Annotated in this window: 15 protein-coding genes and 1 pseudogene; 7 read left to right on the forward strand and 9 right to left on the reverse strand. The window is 68.2% G+C overall.

Annotated elements, in window-relative coordinates:
* Positions 1-280 precede the first annotated feature (280 nt).
* The 5 genes and pseudogenes from PKO50_RS01310 to dksA all read right to left on the reverse strand — a co-directional run bounded on the left by PKO50_RS01310 (position 281) and on the right by dksA (position 6,354).
* Complete coding sequence (locus tag PKO50_RS01310; RefSeq protein ID WP_109932564.1) at positions 281-1,717, reverse strand: sigma-54 dependent transcriptional regulator; 1,437 nt, start codon at positions 1,715-1,717, stop codon at positions 281-283.
* A 26-nt stretch (positions 1,718-1,743) separates the two neighbouring features.
* Positions 1,744-4,694, reverse strand: a pseudogene (locus PKO50_RS01315) (ATP-binding protein).
* Complete coding sequence (locus PKO50_RS01320; RefSeq protein ID WP_003095129.1) at positions 4,678-4,854, reverse strand: hypothetical protein; 177 nt, start codon at positions 4,852-4,854, stop codon at positions 4,678-4,680. The pseudogene PKO50_RS01315 and the gene PKO50_RS01320 overlap by 17 nt, the downstream one beginning before the upstream one ends.
* An 84-nt stretch (positions 4,855-4,938) precedes the next feature.
* A complete protein-coding gene (gluQRS, locus tag PKO50_RS01325) occupies positions 4,939-5,826 on the reverse strand; it encodes a tRNA glutamyl-Q(34) synthetase GluQRS (RefSeq protein ID WP_275628589.1) in 888 nt (295 codons plus the stop codon).
* 84 nt (positions 5,827-5,910) lie between these two features.
* A complete protein-coding gene (dksA, locus tag PKO50_RS01330) occupies positions 5,911-6,354 on the reverse strand; it encodes an RNA polymerase-binding protein DksA (RefSeq protein ID WP_109934727.1) in 444 nt (147 codons plus the stop codon).
* Between the two features lie 190 nt (positions 6,355-6,544).
* On the opposite strand from dksA, the gene PKO50_RS01335 reads away from it, so the two are divergent.
* Together PKO50_RS01335 and sfsA are read left to right on the forward strand one after the other, a co-directional pair.
* Positions 6,545-7,717: a pyridoxal phosphate-dependent aminotransferase gene (locus PKO50_RS01335; protein ID WP_109934726.1), complete on the forward strand. Its 1,173-nt coding sequence runs from the start codon at positions 6,545-6,547 to the stop codon at positions 7,715-7,717.
* Positions 7,717-8,424, forward strand: coding sequence for a DNA/RNA nuclease SfsA (sfsA, locus tag PKO50_RS01340; protein WP_275628590.1), 708 nt, complete (start codon positions 7,717-7,719; stop codon positions 8,422-8,424). Before PKO50_RS01335 ends, sfsA begins: the two co-directional genes overlap by 1 nt.
* A 5-nt stretch (positions 8,425-8,429) precedes the next feature.
* On the opposite strand, the gene PKO50_RS01345 is transcribed toward sfsA, so the two are convergent.
* Entirely contained in the window at positions 8,430-8,759 is a 330-nt protein-coding gene (locus PKO50_RS01345) for a Rieske (2Fe-2S) protein (RefSeq protein ID WP_275628591.1), read from the reverse strand.
* 82 nt (positions 8,760-8,841) lie between these two features.
* Positions 8,842-11,052, reverse strand: coding sequence for a TonB-dependent hemoglobin/transferrin/lactoferrin family receptor (locus PKO50_RS01350; protein WP_275628592.1), 2,211 nt, complete (start codon positions 11,050-11,052; stop codon positions 8,842-8,844).
* A 187-nt stretch (positions 11,053-11,239) separates the two neighbouring features.
* Between PKO50_RS01350 and PKO50_RS01355 the strand changes: the two genes are divergently transcribed.
* From PKO50_RS01355 to PKO50_RS01375, 5 genes are read left to right on the forward strand one after another with little or no spacing between them, the layout of a single operon-like run.
* On the forward strand, positions 11,240-12,295 hold the full coding sequence (locus PKO50_RS01355) for a ChuX/HutX family heme-like substrate-binding protein (RefSeq protein WP_109934722.1): 1,056 nt from the start codon (positions 11,240-11,242) through the stop codon (positions 12,293-12,295).
* Between the two features lie 10 nt (positions 12,296-12,305).
* Positions 12,306-13,199 carry an ABC transporter substrate-binding protein gene (locus PKO50_RS01360; RefSeq protein ID WP_109934721.1) on the forward strand — a complete coding sequence of 298 codons (894 nt, stop codon included), beginning with the start codon at positions 12,306-12,308 and terminating at the stop codon, positions 13,197-13,199.
* A 50-nt stretch (positions 13,200-13,249) separates the two neighbouring features.
* On the forward strand, positions 13,250-14,233 hold the full coding sequence (locus PKO50_RS01365; protein ID WP_109935769.1) for an iron ABC transporter permease: 984 nt from the start codon (positions 13,250-13,252) through the stop codon (positions 14,231-14,233).
* Positions 14,233-15,000 (forward strand): heme ABC transporter ATP-binding protein, encoded by a 768-nt coding sequence (locus tag PKO50_RS01370; RefSeq protein WP_275628593.1) that lies wholly within the window; start codon positions 14,233-14,235, stop codon positions 14,998-15,000. Before PKO50_RS01365 ends, PKO50_RS01370 begins: the two co-directional genes overlap by 1 nt.
* An 11-nt stretch (positions 15,001-15,011) precedes the next feature.
* Positions 15,012-15,896, forward strand: a complete 885-nt coding sequence (locus PKO50_RS01375; protein WP_275628594.1) for a ChaN family lipoprotein — start codon at positions 15,012-15,014, stop codon at positions 15,894-15,896.
* A gap of 801 nt (positions 15,897-16,697) precedes the next feature.
* Here PKO50_RS01375 and PKO50_RS01380 read toward each other — a convergent pair.
* Both PKO50_RS01380 and PKO50_RS01385 read right to left on the reverse strand, forming a co-directional pair.
* Positions 16,698-17,498, reverse strand: coding sequence for a cyclic nucleotide-binding domain-containing protein (locus PKO50_RS01380; RefSeq protein WP_089390268.1), 801 nt, complete (start codon positions 17,496-17,498; stop codon positions 16,698-16,700).
* A 107-nt stretch (positions 17,499-17,605) separates the two neighbouring features.
* Positions 17,606-17,878, reverse strand: coding sequence for a TfoX/Sxy family protein (locus tag PKO50_RS01385; RefSeq protein ID WP_089390269.1), 273 nt, complete (start codon positions 17,876-17,878; stop codon positions 17,606-17,608).
* Position 17,879 lies beyond the last annotated feature (1 nt).

The raw sequence follows: 17,879 nt of genomic DNA on the forward strand, positions 1-17,879 counted from the left end.
CAGCTACTCTCCTCCAAAAGAATCAGTTAGCTGCGCCTCCGCGATTTTGTTTTTGTTGTGCTGGAGTCGTTACGTGTTGTTTTTGTTCTGTGGTTTCGTGCTTGTTATTGTTGTTGTACCAATAACAAAGCAGATGCCGTGCCAACTTTTGAGAATCCTTATTTTTCAAGGGTTTAGCTGTAGGAAGGGGTTTCGGGCAGGCACAAAAAAGCCGGGTTATCGTTACCGATGAACCCGGCTTTTGTTACGCGGGATGTCCGCGGTAACAGCCGCGCCCCACTCAGGAGTCGGCCGAGGCCCCCGATTTGCGCCGCGGAATGCCCAGGCGCTGGCGCCGTTCCCACAGGCATTTGCGGCTGATGCCCAGCTTGCGGGCCAGTTCGGTCTCGGTCATGTGGTCCTGGTGCTCGAGGACGAAATGCTGGAAGTAGTCCTCCAGCGACAGGTCCTCGGTGGGCTCGTGGTTGTTGGCCGCCACGGCGCTGCGCATCTCCGCCTCGTCGACGAAGTCGTCCTCCAGGTCGTCCAGCTCGATGTCGATGCCCAGCAGGTCGGCGGGGATTTCCTGGCCCTCGCTGAGGATCACCGCGCGCTCGATGGCATTCTCCAGCTCGCGCACGTTACCCGGCCACGGGTAGTGGCGGATGGCCTGCTCGGCCTCGTGGGAGAAGCTCAGCGGGGCGCGCCCCATCTGCGAGCACTGACGCGCCAGGAAGGCGCGGGCGATCTCCATCACGTCGGTACCGCGCTCACGCAGCGGCGGCAGTTTCAGCGAGATGACGTGCAGGCGGTAATAGAGGTCTTCGCGGAACTGGCCGGTCTTGGCCAGCATCTTCAGGTCGCGGTGGGTGGCGGCGATCAGGCGCACGTCGACCTTCTGCGACTGCACCGAGCCGACGCGGCGGATCTCGCCTTCCTGCAGCACGCGCAGCAGGCGGGCCTGGGCCTCCAGCGGCAGTTCGCCGATCTCGTCGAGGAACAGGGTGCCGCCGTCGGCGGCTTCCACCAGGCCGGCGCGGCCGGCGCTGGCGCCGGTGAAGGCGCCCTTCTCGTGGCCGAACAGTTCGGATTCGATCAGGGTTTCCGGGATGGCCGCGCAGTTCACCGAGATCAGCGGCGCCTTGGTGCGCTTGGACAGGTTGTGCAGGGCGCGCGCCACCAGTTCCTTGCCGGTGCCCGACTCGCCCTGGATGAGGACGTTGGAGTCGGTGGGGGCGACCTTGCGGATCTTCGAATAGAGCTCGAGCATCGGCGGGCAGGAGCCGATGATGCCGATCTCGCCGTCGGCCGGGGCGGCGTTACCGTTACCGCGCTCGCCCGCGGGGCGGGCGTTACCGCGTGCCTCGGCAGTGGCGCCGCGGCCTTCCTGGCGGTCCTTGAGGATACGCGCCACGGCCTGGAGCATCTCGTCGTGGTCGAAGGGCTTGGCGATGTAGTCCACCGCGCCCATCTTCATCGAGTCGACCGCCGAGCGCAGGCTGGCGTAGCTGGTCATGATCAGCACCGGGGTGCCCTGGGCCAGCTTGATCAGTTCGGTGCCGGGGGCGCCGGGCAGGCGCAGGTCGCTGACGATCATGTCGAAGGACGGGATGCTGTAGCGCTCCTGGGCCTCCTGGACCGAGCCGGCCTCGCTGACCTGGTACTGGTTGCGCTCGAGCAACCGTCGCAGGGCGGAACGGATGATGGTTTCGTCTTCGACGATGAGGATATGTGCCATGTATTCAGCTCTCTCGACGTGCTCGTCTACTGCTCGGCCGTCGGGCCAGGATGCCGCGGCAAGGTCACGCGGATGCGGGTGCCGCATTCGCGTTCCGGATCGGCCGGGCTGTCGATGGTGATCTGCCCATAATGCTCTTCCACGATCGAATAGACCAGTGCGAGGCCCAGGCCAGTCCCCTTGCCGGGGTCCTTGGTGGTGAAGAAGGGCTCGAACAGGCGGTCGATGATGGACTTGGGAATGCCGCTGCCTTCGTCTTCGACGATGAGATCGACGGTGTTCTCCGAGGCTTCGCTGCGCACCCGTATGGCGCCACCGGGGGGGAGGCGTCGCGGGCGTTGGACAGCAGGTTGATGAGTACCTGGGCGAGGCGCTGGGCATCGCCTTCCACCCAGTGGTCCGGGTCGCACAGGTTGAAGAACTGCACTTCGACGCTGCGCCGGTTCAACGATAGCAAACTGATGGCTTCGCGGGCGACGTCGGCCAGGCACACCGGCTCGGCGGCCACCTGCTTGCCGCCGGCGTGGGCGAAGCTCATCAGCGACTGGACGATGCGCGAGACGCGCTTGGTCTGCTCGAGGATCTGCCCGCTGATCTCGGTCAGCTCGCCGTCGCCCTCGCGTTCCTCGCGCAGGTTCTGCGCAAGGCAGGCGATGCCGGTGATGGGGTTGCCGATCTCGTGGGCCACGCCGGCGGCCAGGCGGCCGATGGAGGCCAGGCGCTCGGAGTGGATCAGCTTGTCTTCCAGGGACTGCGTCTCGGTGAGGTCCTCGACCAGCAGGACCAGGCCGCTGTTGCCCGGCGCCAGGGGTTCCTCGATGGCTGCCTTGTGCAGGTTCAGCCAGCGCGTCTGGCCGTCGATCGCCAGGCGCTGCTTGTGCAGGTGCTGGTCGGGGGCCTCGATGAAGCCTTCCAGCAGGCCCTTCCAGGGTTCCGGCAGGGCCGACAGGCGCGAGCCCACCACGCGCTGCGCGGGCACCCCGGTGAGTTCCTCGATGGCGCGGTTCCACATCAGCACTTCCTGGTCCTTGGCCAGCGAGCACACGCCCATCGGCAGGTCCTGCAGGGTCTGGCGGTGGTAGCGGCGCAGGGCGTCCAGCTCGGCGGCCAGGCCGGTGAGCCGCGAGTGGTAGTCCTCCAGGCGGCTCTCGATGAAGTGGATGTCCTCGGTGACGTAGCTCTCGCTGTTGGCCTTGTAGGGCAGGAAGGTCTCGACCATGTCCTGGGCCACGCTTGGGCCCATCAACCCGGAGAGGTTGGCCTCGATGCGGTCGCGCAGGCGGCGCAGGGCGTAGGGGCGGCGCTCGTCGAAGGGCAGGTGCAGGTCGCGCAGGGCCTGTTCCACTTCCTTCTGCGCGGTCTTGGCGCCCAGCGGCCTGGCCAGCTGGCTGGCGAACTCCTGGGGCGAGACGGCGAGCAGTTCGCGGCGCTGCGGGCGGCGCACGTTGTCCACCGCGCAGGCTTCGGCGGCGCCCTTCTCCTCGTCGCTGGGCTCGCTGAACAGCGATACCAGGGTGAACACCAGCACGTTGGCCGCCAGCGAGGCGAGGGCGGCCAGGTGCCAGCTGGCCTCGTCGAGCACGTACAGCGAGTCGAACAGCGGGATGTGCAGGCTCTGCACGTTGCCCATCAGCGGCACCAGCATGGTGGCGCCCCACACCAGCATGCCGGCGACCAGGCCGGCGATGAAGCCGCGGCGGTTGGCGGCCGGCCAGTAGAGCACCGAGAGCGCGCCGGGGAGGAACTGCAGGGTGGCGACGAAGGAGACGATGCCCAGGTTCGACAGTTCCTGCTCGGAGCCCAGCAGCAGGTAGAAGCCGTAGCCCAGCAGGATGATGGTGGCGATCAGCGCCCGCCGCGTCCATTTCAGCCAGCGGTAGATGTTGCCCTCGGCCGGCGGCTGGTACAGCGGCAGCACCAGGTGGTTGAGGACCATGCCCGACAGCGCCAGGGTCATCACGATGATCAGCCCGCTGGCCGCCGAGATGCCGCCGATGAAAGCGGCCAGCGCCAGGGCCGGGCTGTCCACCGCCATGCCCAGGCCGAGGGTGAAGTATTCCGGGTTGGTCGAGGCGCCCAGGTGCAGGCCGGCCCAGAGGATCGGCGGCACCGCCAGGCTCATCGGCAGCAGGAACAGCGGCAGGCCCCAGCTGGCGCTGAGCAGGGCGCGCGGGTTGAGGTTCTCGGTGAAGGTCATGTGGTACATGTGCGGCATGACGATGGCCGAGGCGAAGAACACCAGCAGCAGGGTGCGCCAGGGGCCCTCGGCCAGCGGCGTGTGCAGGGTGCTCAGGGCCTCCTGGTTCTGCAGCAGCCAGACCTCCAGGCCGTCGGGGCCGCCGAACACGCCGTAGAGGGCGAACAGGCCGATGGAACCCAGGGCGACCAGCTTGACCAGCGACTCGAAGGCGATGGCCATCACCAGCCCCTCGTGGCGTTCGCGGGTGGCGATGTGGCGGGCGCCGAAGAGGATGGCGAACAGGGTGATCAGCGCGCAGAACGCCAGCGCCGCGCTGTTGGCGTCGGCGCCGTGGGTCAGCAGGCTGATCGAGTTGGTCACCGCCTCGATCTGCAGGGCCAGCATCGGCAGCACGCCGATCAGCATGAACAGCGTGGTCAGCGCGCCGGCCCAGGTGCTGCGGAAGCGGAAGGCGAACAGGTCGGCCAGCGACGACAGCTGGTAGGCGCGGGTGATGCGCAGGATCGGGTAGAGCAGCACCGGGGCCAGCAGGAAGGCCCCGGACACACCCAGGTAGATGGCCAGGAAGCCGTAGCCGTACTGGTAGGCCAGGCCGACGGTGCCGTAGAAGGCCCAGGCGCTGGCATAGACGCCCAGCGACAGGGTGTACACCAGCGGGTGGCGCACCAGGCGGCGCGGCACGTAGCCGCGCTCGGTGATCCAGGCGACACCGAACAGGGTGGTCAGGTAGGCGGCGCTGATCAGGATCAGCTGGGTGAGGCTAAAGCTCGTCAGCATCGCGCTGGCTCTGCAGGATGAAGGTCACGACTATGAGAATCAGCCACAGCAGGTAAGGGCGATACCAGGCGCCGTTGGGGTCGATCCACCAGTCCATGATGGCGGGCGAGAACAGGTAGATGCCCACGACCAGGAGCAGCACCAGTCGGTAGATGTACATGTCATGCCTCTCGTTGTGCGGACGGCAGGCTACAGGCAGCCGATGGGCGCCTGCAAGCCGGGGCGCATGGCCCCACCCTCCATCTTAGAGCCGGGCGTCTTCCAGCGTCAGCACGCGGGGTATGCGCGTGGCGTCCCAGTGCGCCACGCCCCAGGCCAGCACCTCGGCCGGGGTGGCGCCGGCCAGCTCCGCCGGCGTGGCGTGGCCCAGGGCCCTGAGGGCGCGCAGCAGCAGCGGTGCGGCCTGCTCGGCGGCCAGCGGCGGCGAGCGGTAGGACTTGCCCAGCTTGTGGCCGTCGGGCTGGACGATCAGCGGCACGTGCAGGTAGCGCGGGTGGGCCACCCCGAGCAGCTCCTGCAGGTACAGCTGGCGCGGGGTGTTGTCCAGCAGGTCGGCGCCGCGGACGATGTCGGTCATGCCCTGCCAGGCGTCGTCCAGCACCACCGCCAGCTGGTAGGCGTAGAGGCCGTCGCGGCGGCGGATGACGAAGTCGCCGACCTCGCGGCCCAGGTGCTGGCGGAACTCGCCCTGGACGCGGTCGACGAAGGCGTATTCCAGTTCCGGCACGCGGATGCGGATGGCGACGTCGCCGTGCCAGTCGTGCCCGGCGTTGCGGCAGGTGCCGGGGTAGATGCCGCCGCTGCCTTCGAGCTGCTTGCGCGAGCAGGTGCAGGCGTAGGCCAGGCCGCTGCGCAGCCACTGCTGGACCACCGCCGCGTAGGCATCGCCACGCTCGCTCTGGCGTACGACCGGGCCATCCCACTCGAAGCCGTAGCGTTCCAGTGTCTGCAGGATGGCGGCCTGGGCCCCGGGCATTTCCCGCGGCGGGTCGAGGTCTTCCATGCGCACCAGCCAGCGGCCGCCGGCGGCACGGGCGTCCAGGTAGGAGGCGACGGCGGCGACCAGCGAGCCGAAGTGCAGGTAGCCACTGGGGGTGGGGGCGAAACGGCCGATGTAGCGGGAGTCGGACATGGCGCAGGCTGGGGGTCGGGAGGCGGGGCGCCGCACAAACGCGACGGGGCGCCTAGGCGCCCCGTTCGCGAAAAGCCGCAGGCGTCAGGAGCCGAGCTGCTTTTCCTTGATTTCCGCGAGGGTCTTGCAGTCGATGCAGAGGGTCGCGGTGGGGCGGGCTTCCAGGCGGCGGATACCGATCTCCACGCCGCAGGAGTCGCACCAGCCGTAGTCGTTGTCTTCGATCAACTGCAGTGTCTCGTCGATCTTCTTGATCAGTTTGCGTTCGCGGTCGCGGGCGCGCAGTTCGAGGCTGAACTCCTCTTCCTGGCTGGCGCGGTCGGCCGGGTCCGGGAAGTTGGCCGCTTCGTCCTGCATGTGGTGCACGGTGCGGTCGACTTCTTCCATCAGCTCAACTTTCCACTTGTTGAGGATGGAGGTGAAGTGGGCGCGCATGCGCTCGCTCATGTACTCCTCGCCCTTGGTTTCCTTGTAGGGTTCGAAGCCACGAATCAGTTGGCTGCTCTGCTGTTTTGCATTGGTGGGCATGTGTGGCCGCCTCTCACTCTCGCTAATCCTGTCGCGGATGGTCCCTCTCCGGCACCGCCGGCCCCGCGCTCGCAAGCGGGCGAACTTACCAGATCGATAATCGCGATGCTACTCCCGGTTGTCGAGCTTGCTGCCACCCGCTGATGGCTTGGTTAGAATCGCCTCTTCGTCGCAAAGTTCGGTATTTCCCATGGTTTCTTCCTTCAGTGCCCGCAGCCGCGCCATCGAACCTTTCCACGTCATGGCGTTGCTGGCGCGAGCCAACGAGCTGCAGGCCGCTGGCCACGACGTCATCCACCTGGAGATCGGCGAGCCGGACTTCAGCACCGCCGCGCCCATAGTCGCCGCCGGCCAGGCCGCACTGGCCGCCGGCCATACCCGCTACACCGCGGCCCGCGGCCTGCCGCAGCTGCGCGAGGCCATCGCCGGCTTCTACGCCTCGCGCTACCGCCTGGCCATCGACCCCGAGCGCATCCTGGTCACCCCGGGCGGTTCCGGCGCCCTGCTGCTGGCCAGCAGCCTGCTGGTCGACCCGGGCCGCCACTGGCTGCTGGCCGACCCCGGCTACCCGTGCAACCGTCACTTCCTGCGCCTGGTGGAGGGCGCCGCGCAACTGGTGCCGGTGGGCCCGCAGAGCCGTTACCAGCTCACCCCGGAACTGGTGGATGCGCACTGGAATCAGGACAGTGTAGGCGCTTTGCTGGCATCGCCGGCGAATCCTACGGGCACTTTGCTGCACAAGGATGAACTGGCCGCGTTGTCGCAGGCCCTCAAGGCCCGTGGCGGGCACCTGGTGGTGGACGAGATCTACCACGGCCTGACCTACGGCGTGGATGCCAGCAGCGTGCTGGAAGTGGACGACGAGGCCTACGTCCTCAACAGTTTCTCCAAATATTTCGGCATGACCGGCTGGCGCCTCGGCTGGCTGGTGGCGCCGCCGGCGGCGGTGGGCGAGTTGGAGAAGCTGGCGCAGAACCTCTACATCAGCGCCCCGAGCATGGCCCAGTATGCCGCGCTGGCCTGCTTCGAGGAGGGCACCCTGGCCATTCTCGAGGAACGCCGCGCCGAGTTCGCCCGCCGCCGCGACTACCTGCTGCCGGCCCTGCGCGAGCTGGGCTTCGGCATCGCCGTTGAGCCGGAAGGGGCCTTCTACCTGTACGCCGACATCAGCGCCTTCGGCGGCGACGCCTACCGCTTCTGCCAGCACTTCATCGAGACCGAGCACGTGGCCTTCACCCCGGGCGTGGACTTCGGCCGCTACCAGGCCGACCACCACGTGCGCTTCGCCTATACCCAGAGCCTGGAACGCCTGGAGCAGGCGGTGGAGCGGATCGCCCGCGGCCTGAAGAGCTGGCGGCCCTGATGCGCTTCGCTCCGGAACTGGAGGAGGCGCGCCTGCTGCGCCGCTACAAGCGCTTCCTCGCCGATATCGAGATGCCCACCGGTGAGCAGTTGACCATCCACTGCCCGAACACCGGCTCCATGCTCAACTGCATGAGCGAGGGCTGCCGGGTGTGGTTCAGCCGTTCCTCCGACCCCAAGCGCAAGCTGCCCGGCACCTGGGAGCTGAGCGAGACGCCCCAGGGGCGCCTGGCCTGCGTAAACACCGGGCGGGCCAACCGCCTGGTGGAGGAGGCCCTGCTGGCCGGGAGCGTCGCCGAACTGGCCGGTTTCGCCGGGCTGCGCCGGGAGGTCGCCTATGGCGTGGAGAACAGCCGCGCGGACTTCCGCCTGGACTTCGCCGGCGGGCCGGTGTTCGTCGAGGTGAAGAGCGTCACCCTGGGCTTCGACGCCACGCCGGTGGCGGCCTTCCCCGACGCAGTGACCACCCGCGGGGCCAAGCACCTGCGCGAGCTGGCGGCCCTGGCCCGTGCGGGCACCCGCGCGGTGCTGCTGTATTGCGTGAACCTGTCCGGCATCGAGGCGGTGCGCCCGGCGGAGGAGATCGACCCGGCCTATGCCGCCGCGCTGCGCGAGGCGCGCGACGCCGGCGTGGAGATGCTGGCCTATGGTGCCGATATCGACGTCAGCGAAATCCGCCTGAGCCGGCCGCTGCGCATCGAGTTGTAGGTCTTTCAGTCGTCCTCGGGCAGGCTTATCCACAGGCCCCGCTCGTCCTCGCGGCAAGGCAGGCTGTCGAGCACCTCGCCCAGGCAGGGGCCCTGGATGCATTCGCCGGATTCGACGAGGAAGAGCGCGCCGTGGTGGGCACACTGCAGCAGGCCGCCGCTGGCGTCGAGGAAGCGGTCGGCCTCCCACTCCAGGGGCACGCCACGGTGCGGGCAGCGGTTGCGGTAGGCGTACACGCGGCCCTGGCGGCGCACGGCGAAGACCTTCAGGCCTTCCACCTGGAAGCCGCGGCTGCGGCCCTCGGCCAGTTCGCCCGGATGGCAGAGCAGGATCACCGCGGCGCTCCCGGCGCCGACAGCAGGGCACGTGGCGCCCCCTGGCGTCGGGATAGGGTGCACGTCCTTGTGCTGAAGTCGGTCAGATCTCCCAGATCAGGTTGGCCGCCGCATAGCGGCCGGGCTGGGTGTAGCGATCCAGGCTGGGGCTGTTCTCGGTGAGGCCGCGTACGTCGCCCCATTGCCAGTACTTCTTGTCGGTGAGGTTGAACAGGCCGGCGTTGAGGGTCACGCCGTCGGTGATCCGCACCCAGCCGCTGAGGTCGAGCAGACCGTAGCCGCCGGGCTTGAATTGGCTGGGGACTTCGTTGTCGTCGATGCGCTGCTTGGCCTGCACCAGGGTCCAGGTCAGCTCGCTGCCGAAACGTCCGCCGGGCGCATCATACCCCAAACCGAACACGCCCTTGAGCGGGTCGACGCTGTTGATCGGCTCGCCGGTTTCCTCGTCCTTGCCCCGTGCATAGGACACGGCGCCACGCAGGCGGGTCCCCTCGGGCAGGCCGGCGGCCAGGTGCAGGTCGAGGTCGCCGCGGGCCTCGGCGCCGCGGATGGTGACCTTGTCCAGGTTGGTGTACTGGTAGGTCAGGCGGCCGTTGCCGGTGGGGTCGTTGGGCAGGGTGACCTGCTCGATGAAGTCGTCGTAGCGGTTATAGAAGAGGGCGATGCCGAAGCTGCCCATGGTGTACTTGCCGCGCAGGCCGAGTTCATAACTGTCGCTGGTTTCCGGCTTGAGGTCGGTGTTGGCGATGGTCTGGTAGCCGATGGCGGTGTTGACGAACTCGCCGAAGATGTCCACCGGCTCGGGCGCGCGGAAGCCGGCGGCGTACTGGCCGTAGACGCTGTGGTGGTCGTCGATGCGGTAGGTCACGCCGAACTTGGGCGACAACGCGTGATCGCTGAAGTTGGACGGGGCGGTGTCCAGCGGGTGGCTGTTGAGATAGCGCTGGCTGACCTCCGGGCGCATCTCGTAGTAGTCATAGCGCAGGCCCGGCAGCAGGGTCCAGCGGCCGATGTCGATGCTGTCCTGGATGAACGCCGCGTATTCGTGGGTGACCGGATCGGGGAATTCGCTGAGCGGGAAGGTTTCGCTGCCGAAGGCCGGCGGCACCGGTTGGCCGTTGCTCTGGAAGGTCTCGCCGCCCTTGCGCAGGTCGCTGCTTTCCAGGCGCTTGAGGTCGAAGCCGTAGATCAGGTGGTGCTGGGTGTCGGCCAGGGCGAAGCGCTTGTCCAGCTGGCTGTTCAGGCCCCAGAGTGTTTCCTGGTATTTCGAATCCCGCACGCGATCGCGCAGGCTGCCGCCGCTGAAGCGTTCCTGGTAGGTCTGCTGGCGGATCTGGCTGTCCTGGTAGTTGAGCTGCCATTGCACCTGGTCGGCCAGCGCGCTGTCGAGCTGGAAGCGGTGCTGCAGGCTGATGCGCTCGCGGTCGGTGCTGTCGGTGGCATCGGAGGTGCGGGTGGCGCCGGTGGCGCTGTACTCGTTGAGCAGGCGGGTGTCGGCGTCGTCGGCGTAGCGCTCGTAGGCCAACTGCAGGCGGCTGCCTTCGGCGTAGTCCCAGCCGACCTTGGCCAGCAGGTTGTCGGTACCGAAGTCCACCGGGTTGGCCTCGCCACGGGTGGCGCCGATGCCGCCCTGGCCGCCGAAGGTCTCGGTGTCGTGGCCGTCGCGGCGGCTGATGGTCAGCAGGCCGTCCACCGGCCCCTGGCGCCCGGCGAAGGTGGCGCTGCCCAGCCAGCTGTCGTCGGAGCCGTCGTAGCCGGTCTTGAAGCGGGCGTAGAAGTCCTTGCCGTCCTCCAGGTAGTCCGCGGCGTCCTTGGTCAGGAAGCTCACCGCGCCGCCCAGGGCGTCGCTGCCGTACAGCGAGCTGGCCGGGCCGCGAAGTATCTCGACGCGTTTCACGGTATCCAGGTCGATGTAGTTGCGCCGCGCGTCCATGAAGGGGCCGAAGGCGAAGGCGCCGGGCACGCCGACGCCGTCCACCTGGGTCAGCACGCGGTTGCCGCCGATGCCGCGGATGGTGAAGCCCGACAGGCCGAAGCGGCTGCCGCTGCCGCTCACCGACACGCCGGGCTCGTAGCGCACCAGCTGCTTGATGTCGTTGGCGTTGTTGCGGTCGATGTCCTGCTCGGTCTGCACGCTCACAGTGCTGGGCACCGTATCCACGGGTTGCTCGCTGCGCGTCGCGGTGACCGTGGTCTCGCCGAGGGAAACCGCATTGTTCGCGAGGGCGAGTGAGGGGCTCAGCAACAACAGGGCCAGCCAGTGGCGGCGGGCGAACGGAGGCGTGATCGACATGGGGTACCTGTATTTTTCTTGGAAGTGGCAGATGGCAAATGGCCGTTGGCAGAAGGCGGCGCAGACCATAATGCCTCTCAAATCTAAATGCAAATTATTATCAAATAGATTTATTAAATTCGTTGTGGCACAGTTCGTCGGTGCCGCCGCGATGCGGCAGGTCTCCCTGTGAACGAGGACTTCTGCGATGACTACCCTTTCCGCGCCGGCTTCCGAGCTGTACCGCGCCTGGCAGGCGCTGCGCGCCGAGAAACCGCGTCTGCGCGCCCGTGATGCGGCGCAACACCTGGATGTGAGCGAGGCCGAGCTGACCGCCAGCCGTCTCGGCGTCGATGCCGTGCGCCTGCGCCCGGAGTGGGCCGCGCTGCTGCCGGCGCTGGGCGAGCTGGGCCCGATCATGGCGCTGACGCGCAACGAGCACTGCGTGCACGAGCGCAAGGGGCCGTACCAGGAAGTCACCGTATCGGCCAACGGGCAGATGGGCCTGGTGGTGTCCCCGGACATCGACCTGCGCCTGTTCCTCGGCGGCTGGGACAGTGTGTTCGCCGTCAGCGAGGAAACCGCCCACGGCACCCAGCGCAGCATCCAGGTGTTCGACCGCCAGGGCACCGCGGTGCACAAGGTGTTCCTCACCGAGCACAGCGAGGTCGCCGCCTGGGCGCCGCTACTGGAACGCTTCCGCGCCGAGGAGCAGAGCGAGCGCCTGGAGCTGCGCCCGGCCGAGGCCAAGGCCGCGCCGCTGGCCGATGAAGCGATCGACGTCGCTTCCCTGCGCGGGGGCTGGGCGGCGCTGAAGGACACTCACCACTTCTTCGCCCTGCTGAAGAAGCACAAGGCCGCGCGCACCCAGGCGCTGCGCCTGGCCGGCCGCGAGTGGGCCGAGCCGCTGGACGTGGCCGAGCTGCCGCGCCTGCTGGAGGCGGCCAGCGCATCCCGCTTGCCGATCATGATCTTCGTCGGCAACGCCCACTGCATCCAGATCCACACCGGCACCGTGGACAACCTGAAGTGGCTGGACGACTGGTTCAACGTGCTCGATGCGCAGTTCAACCTGCACCTGAAGACCTCCGGCGTGCGCGAGCTGTGGCGCGTGCGCAAGCCGAGCAGCGACGGCATCGTCACCAGCTGGGAGGCCTTCGACGCCGATGGCGAGCTGGTCCTGCAGGTGTTCGGCGCGCGCAAGCCGGGTGTGCCGGAACTGGAAGAATGGCGTAGCCTCGCCGAATCCTTCACGGCTATCTGAGGAGGCAACCATGACTGCGCGTCCCCTGCTGGCCGGGCTGTTCGCCGGGCTTTGCCTCGCCGCCACCAGCGCCATCGGCGACACCCTGCCCAAGCGCTGGGTGAGCGCCGGCGGCTCGCTGAGCGAGTGGGTGGTGGCCCTGGGCGGCGAGCCCCGCCTGGTCGGCGTCGACACCACCAGCCTGCACCCGGCCAGCCTCAAGGCGCTGCCGAAGATCGGCTACCAGCGCCAGCTGGCGGCCGAGGGCATCCTGGCGCTGAAGCCGGACATCCTCCTCGGCAGCGAGGAGATGGGGCCGCCGCCGGTACTGCAACAACTACGCGCCGCCGGGGTGCGTATCGAGACCCTGTCGGCCAAGGCCGATGAGCAGACCGTGCACGACAACCTGCTACGCCTGGGCGAGCTGCTGGGTACGCCCGAGCAGGCCGGGAAGGTGGCGGCGGACTTCCAGGCGCGCCTGGCGGCGCAGCAGGCCTGGGTCAGCAAGGCCCAGGCCGGCCAGGCCGCGCCGGGCGTGCTGCTGCTGATCGGCAACGCCGGCGGCAGCCTGCTGGTGGCCGGGCAGGACACCGCCGGCGACTGGATGATCCAGCACGCCGGCGGGCGCAACCTGGCCAGCCACAAGGGCTACAAGGCACTCTCCGGCGAGGCCCTGACCGCCCTCGACCCGCAGGTGGTGGTGCTGGCCGACCGCAGCCTGGACGGCGACAAGGCGCGCGAGGCGCTGATTCGCCAGAACCCCGGGCTGGCCGCCACCCGGGCGGCGCGTGAGGCCCATGTGCTGCTGCTCGACCCGACGCTGCTGGTCGGCGGCCTCGGCCCGCGTATTCCGGACGCATTGGCCAGCCTCTCCCAAGCCTTTTATCCTTCCGCGCAGGCCCTGAACCCGGAAGGTCGTCCTTGACTGCGAAGCACGCTGCCCGACCGCTGTTCCTGCTCCTTGGTTTCCTCCTGCTGCTGGTCCTCTGGCTGTCCCTGGCCCTGGGGCCGGTCAGCCTGCCGCTGGGCGACACGCTACGGGCGCTGGCGCGCCTGGCCGGGCTGCCGGTGTCCGCCGACGATCTCGGCCAGGCCGAACTGATCGTCGGGCAGATCCGCCTGCCGCGCACCCTGCTGGGCGTCGCCACCGGCGGGGTGCTGGCGCTGGCCGGGGTGGCCATGCAGGGGCTGTTCCGCAACCCGCTGGCCGACCCCGGGCTGATCGGCGTGTCCAGCGGCGCCGCGCTGGGCGCCGCCATCGCCATCGTCTTCGGCGCCTCCATCGGTGGCCTGCCGGAGGCCTTCGCCCCCTACTTGCTGTCGGCCTGCGCCTTCGTCGGCGGCCTGCTGGTGACCGCGCTGGTCTACCGCCTCGGCCGCCACAACGGCCAGACCAGCGTGGCCACCATGCTGCTCGCCGGCATCGCCCTCACCGCGCTGGCCGGCGCGCTGATCGGCCTGTTCACCTACCTGGCCGACGACGCGACGCTGCGCACCCTGACCTTCTGGAACCTCGGCAGCCTCAATGGCGCCAGCTACCCGCGGCTGTGGCCGCTGCTGCTGGTCACGCTGCTGGTGGCCTGCTGGCTGCCGCGCCGGGTGGACGCGCTCAACGCGCTGCTGCTGGGCGAGTCCGAGGCGCGCCACCTGGGCTTCGACGTCGAGCGGCTGAAGGTCGAACTGATCCTCTGCACCGCCCTGGGTGTCGGCGCCGCGGTGGCCGCGGCGGGGCTGATCGGCTTCATCGGCCTGGTGGTGCCGCACCTGCTGCGCCTGATCGTCGGCCCCGACCACCGCCTGCTGCTGCCGGCCTCGATGTTCGGCGGCGCCATCCTGCTGCTGCTCGCCGACCTGGTGGCGCGCCTGGCGCTGGCGCCGGCGGAGCTGCCGATCGGCATCGTCACGGCGCTGATCGGCGCGCCCTTCTTCCTTTACCTGCTGATCCGGGGGCGTTCCTGATGCTGGCGGCGGAAAACCTGACGGTGAAGCGCGGCCAGCAGGTCGTGCTGCAGGGTGTGAGCCTGGCGCTGCAGCCGGGCGAAGTGCTCGGCGTGCTGGGGCCCAACGGCGCGGGCAAGAGTACGCTGCTGGGGGCTTTGAACGGTGAGCTGCCGCTGGCCAGTGGGGGCGTGAGCCTCGACGGCCGCGCGCTGGACCAATGGCAGGGCACGGCACGGGCACGGCGCCTGGCGGTGCTGCCGCAGTCCTCGTCGCTGAATTTCGCCTTCAGCGTCGAATCCGTGGTGGGCTTCGGCCGCCTGCCCCACGACAGTGGCCGCCAGCGCGACCGCGAGATCATCGCCGAAGCCATGGCCGCGGCCGACGCCTCGCACCTCGCCGGGCGCAGCTACCTGGCGCTGTCTGGTGGCGAGCGCCAGCGCGTGCACCTGGCGCGGGTCCTGGCGCAGTTGTGGCCGGGTGGCGAGGAGCAAGTGTTGCTGCTGGACGAGCCGACCTCGGCGCTGGACCCCCTGCACCAGCACACCACCCTGCAGGCCGTGCGCGAGTTCGCCGGCCGCGGCGCCGCGGTGCTGGTTATCCTGCATGACCTCAACCTCGCGGCGCGCTACTGTGACCGTCTGCTCCTGCTGCACGACGGCCGCCCGCATCTGTTCGGCACGCCGGACGAGGTATTGCGCGCGGAACCGCTGCGCCAGGTGTTCGGCCTGGACGTGCTGGTGCAGCGCCATCCCGAGCGCGGCCATCCGCTGATCGTCGCCCGTTGAAAGGAGTTCACGTGAAATACCTGCTGATTCCCCTGGTGGCGCTGCTGGCGGCCTGCCAGAGCCTGCCTTCCGCTCCGTCCCTGCCGGCCTGGCAGAGCCCCGAAGGCCGCGACAATGCCGAGTTGGGTGTCATCCGCGACCTGCGCAGCGGCCAGGCGCTGACTCCGGAACAACTGCTCGAACGCCTGGAGGCCGCGCCCCGCGTGCTGGTCGGCGAGCAGCACGACAACCCCGACCACCACGCCCTGGAGCTGTGGCTGGTGCGCGCCCTGGCCCAGCGCCGCGAGCAGGGCAGCGTGCTGCTGGAAATGCTCAACCCCAACCAGCAGCAACGGGCGACGGCGGCCCAGGCCGACAGCGCCGCCGGCAAGCCGCCGCAGGACCTGTACGCCGCGCTGGCCTGGCAACCGGGCTGGGACTGGTCGCTCTACGGCCCGCTGGTGTCCTGGCTGGTCAAGCAGCCGGCGCCGTTGCTGGCGGCCAACCTGGACCGCAGCGAGATCAAGCGCATCTACGGCGAACAGCCGGCCCTCGCCGGTACCCGCTCGACGGCCGAGGACGTGCGCCGGGTGCTGCTCGACGACATCCGCGAATCCCACTGCGGCCTGCTGCCGGAAAGCCAGATGCCGGCCATGCTGGCGGTGCAGCAGCAACGCGACCGGCGCATGGCCGAGCGGCTGAAGGCGGCGCCCGCGCCCGCCGTGCTGATCGCCGGCGGCTTCCACGTACGCCGCGACTTGGGCGTGCCGCTGCACCTGGAAGACCTGGGGGCAGGGAAGGGCATGCAGGTGCTGATGCTGGCCGAGGTGGGCAAGACGGTCACCGCGCAACAGGCCGACTACGCCTGGTACACGCCGGCGCTGCCGCCGCAGGATCATTGCGCGAAGTTGCGTTGATGCGGGCATAGCCTGACGGGAGGGCTCCTCTTTTGTGTAGGAGCGAGCTTGCTCGCGAAGGGTGCTCTACCGGAGGCTTCGGTGCCTGTTCTGAAGAACGCCCTCTCCCTAACCCTCTCCCTGAAGGGAGAGGGGACCATTCGGCAGACGCTGATGCTCTGGAGTCAGCCGGCTAGCACCGTGACTGCCGGCTGAAACCAAGCCTGTTCTCGGCACGGACAAGCCCCCTCTCCCTTCAGGGAGAGGGCTGGGGAGAGGGAGCGGAATACCACCGAAACACCAACACAGCCGGGAGCGCTGTTCGCAAGCAAGCCCGCTCCCACGAAAAGCCACCCAAACGCCAGGCAAAAAAAGACCCGGCGATGAGCCGGGTCGAAACCGTGATTAGCCTGATGAGGAGATAATCTGATCGTCCGACTGCGGTGGCCGCTCAGCTTACCGACTGGCCTCGCGACCAGTTGAGTTAATAATAACAATTATCATTCGCGAGTCAACGCTTTTTTCATCGTTCCGGCATTTCCCGGCGAACGGTCATGGGGAAAGGGCGCCTGGAAAAATCGCGGGCAAAAAAAAGACCCGGCGGTGAGCCGGGTCTAAAACCGTGATTAGCCTGATGAGGAGATAATCTGATCGTCCGACTGCGAGTAGGGCTCTCAGCTTACCCGCCGACCTCGCGGTCAGCTGTGGTAATAATAACTATTATCATTTGTGAGTCAACAGCATTTCGCAAAAAAATTTCGCCATGCAGAAACGACGAAGCCCGGCGCATGGCCGGGCTTCGTCCTGGGGCTTCGGCTGGCGCTAGCCGGCGCCGAGCTGCAGGCGCAGCTGGGTGACCTCGCGGTTGAGCAGGTCGATGCGCCGCGCCATGCCTTCGATCAGGCTGTGGGCGATGCGCGGGTTGCTCTGCATCAGGCTGAGGAACTGGTCCTTGGGGATCACCATCACGGTGCAGGGCTCGCTGGCGACCACGCTGGCGCTGCGCTTCTCGCCGGTGAACACGGCCATGGCGCCGAAGATCTCGTCCTTCTGCACGTCGCCGACCTTCTGCCCGTCGACGAAGGCCTCGGCGTGGCCCTCGATGATGATGAACACGTGCTCGGCGTCGTCGCCTTGCTGGATCAGCTGGTCGCCGGCGGCGAAGTGGCGGAAGCCGGTGGAGGGGCGGATGTCCGGCTGCTTGAGGTGCGCCAGGGCATCGGAAAGCAGCGCGGTGTGGCCGATCAGGTAGTGCAGGAACAGCTCCTGGCGCTGCTCGTCGGCGTGGATGTGGTGGAACACGTCGCTGCGCGAGTAGGGGATCAGGCACAGCGGCTCGTCGCTGGTGTAGCGGCACGGCGGCAGGTCGATGCCCTGGCGCAGGCCCACCAGGTCGCCCTCCTGCAGGTAGAACAGCGGGCGTTCGTCGACCAGCGCGTGGAGCAGGCCGTTCTCGATCAGGAACAGCTGCTGGTTGGGCAGCTCGGCCGCCAGGTCGTCGGTACGTTCCAGGCGGATGGGCTCCGCGCAGGGGGCGAGGCCGGAAAGCAGCTGGGCGGGAATCCCCTGCAGGCGGCTGATCAGCTGGTCGGCGTATGCCGGTTGTTCACCGAGTAGGTACATGGGCCGTGATTCCTTGGACGGACGTTGGCGGTCGAGGCGCACGAAGGGCCCTGAAACGATAGGGTTCTGGCCCGCTGCCGTAAATCATTTCCTGGAAGGCTTGTGAGCTAACTCTGATTCCTTTGGGGGAAAGTTTCCAACTGGCCCAGCAGGTCGGCCTTGTGCGCCGGTGGCAGGTCGTTCCAGTGGACATCCAGCAGGGCCCCTTCGATGGCATAGAGCAGTACCTTGGAGGCCCTGAAGCCGCGGGCCCGAACGGCGCGGTAGGCGCCGACCGCCCCCAGGCGGCGCAGGTCGGAAACGTTGTGGATGCCCACGGCGTGCAGCCATTGGGCCGAGGTCTTGCCAAGATTCTTCAGATGCAGCAGTTCGTCGTTCATC

This window comes from Pseudomonas sp. 273, from assembly GCF_029201425.1.
GTDB classification, from domain to species: domain Bacteria; phylum Pseudomonadota; class Gammaproteobacteria; order Pseudomonadales; family Pseudomonadaceae; genus Pseudomonas; species Pseudomonas delhiensis.

What these genes read in the sequence shown, in the direction of transcription:
- PKO50_RS01350 (WP_275628592.1), bottom strand. Translation starts at nt 11,052, where the DNA reads ATGTCGATCACGCCTCCGTTCGCCCGCCGCCACTGGCTGGCCCTGTTG.
- sfsA (WP_275628590.1), top strand. Translation starts at nt 7,717, where the DNA reads ATGCGCTTCGCTCCGGAACTGGAGGAGGCGCGCCTGCTGCGCCGCTAC.
- dksA (WP_109934727.1), bottom strand. Translation starts at nt 6,354, where the DNA reads ATGCCCACCAATGCAAAACAGCAGAGCAGCCAACTGATTCGTGGCTTC.
- PKO50_RS01385 (WP_089390269.1), bottom strand. Translation starts at nt 17,878, where the DNA reads ATGAACGACGAACTGCTGCATCTGAAGAATCTTGGCAAGACCTCGGCC.
- PKO50_RS01335 (WP_109934726.1), top strand. Translation starts at nt 6,545, where the DNA reads ATGGTTTCTTCCTTCAGTGCCCGCAGCCGCGCCATCGAACCTTTCCAC.
- gluQRS (WP_275628589.1), bottom strand. Translation starts at nt 5,826, where the DNA reads ATGTCCGACTCCCGCTACATCGGCCGTTTCGCCCCCACCCCCAGTGGC.
- PKO50_RS01380 (WP_089390268.1), bottom strand. Translation starts at nt 17,498, where the DNA reads ATGTACCTACTCGGTGAACAACCGGCATACGCCGACCAGCTGATCAGC.
- PKO50_RS01370 (WP_275628593.1), top strand. Translation starts at nt 14,233, where the DNA reads ATGCTGGCGGCGGAAAACCTGACGGTGAAGCGCGGCCAGCAGGTCGTG.
- PKO50_RS01310 (WP_109932564.1), bottom strand. Translation starts at nt 1,717, where the DNA reads ATGGCACATATCCTCATCGTCGAAGACGAAACCATCATCCGTTCCGCC.
- PKO50_RS01355 (WP_109934722.1), top strand. Translation starts at nt 11,240, where the DNA reads ATGACTACCCTTTCCGCGCCGGCTTCCGAGCTGTACCGCGCCTGGCAG.
- PKO50_RS01360 (WP_109934721.1), top strand. Translation starts at nt 12,306, where the DNA reads ATGACTGCGCGTCCCCTGCTGGCCGGGCTGTTCGCCGGGCTTTGCCTC.
- PKO50_RS01320 (WP_003095129.1), bottom strand. Translation starts at nt 4,854, where the DNA reads ATGTACATCTACCGACTGGTGCTGCTCCTGGTCGTGGGCATCTACCTG.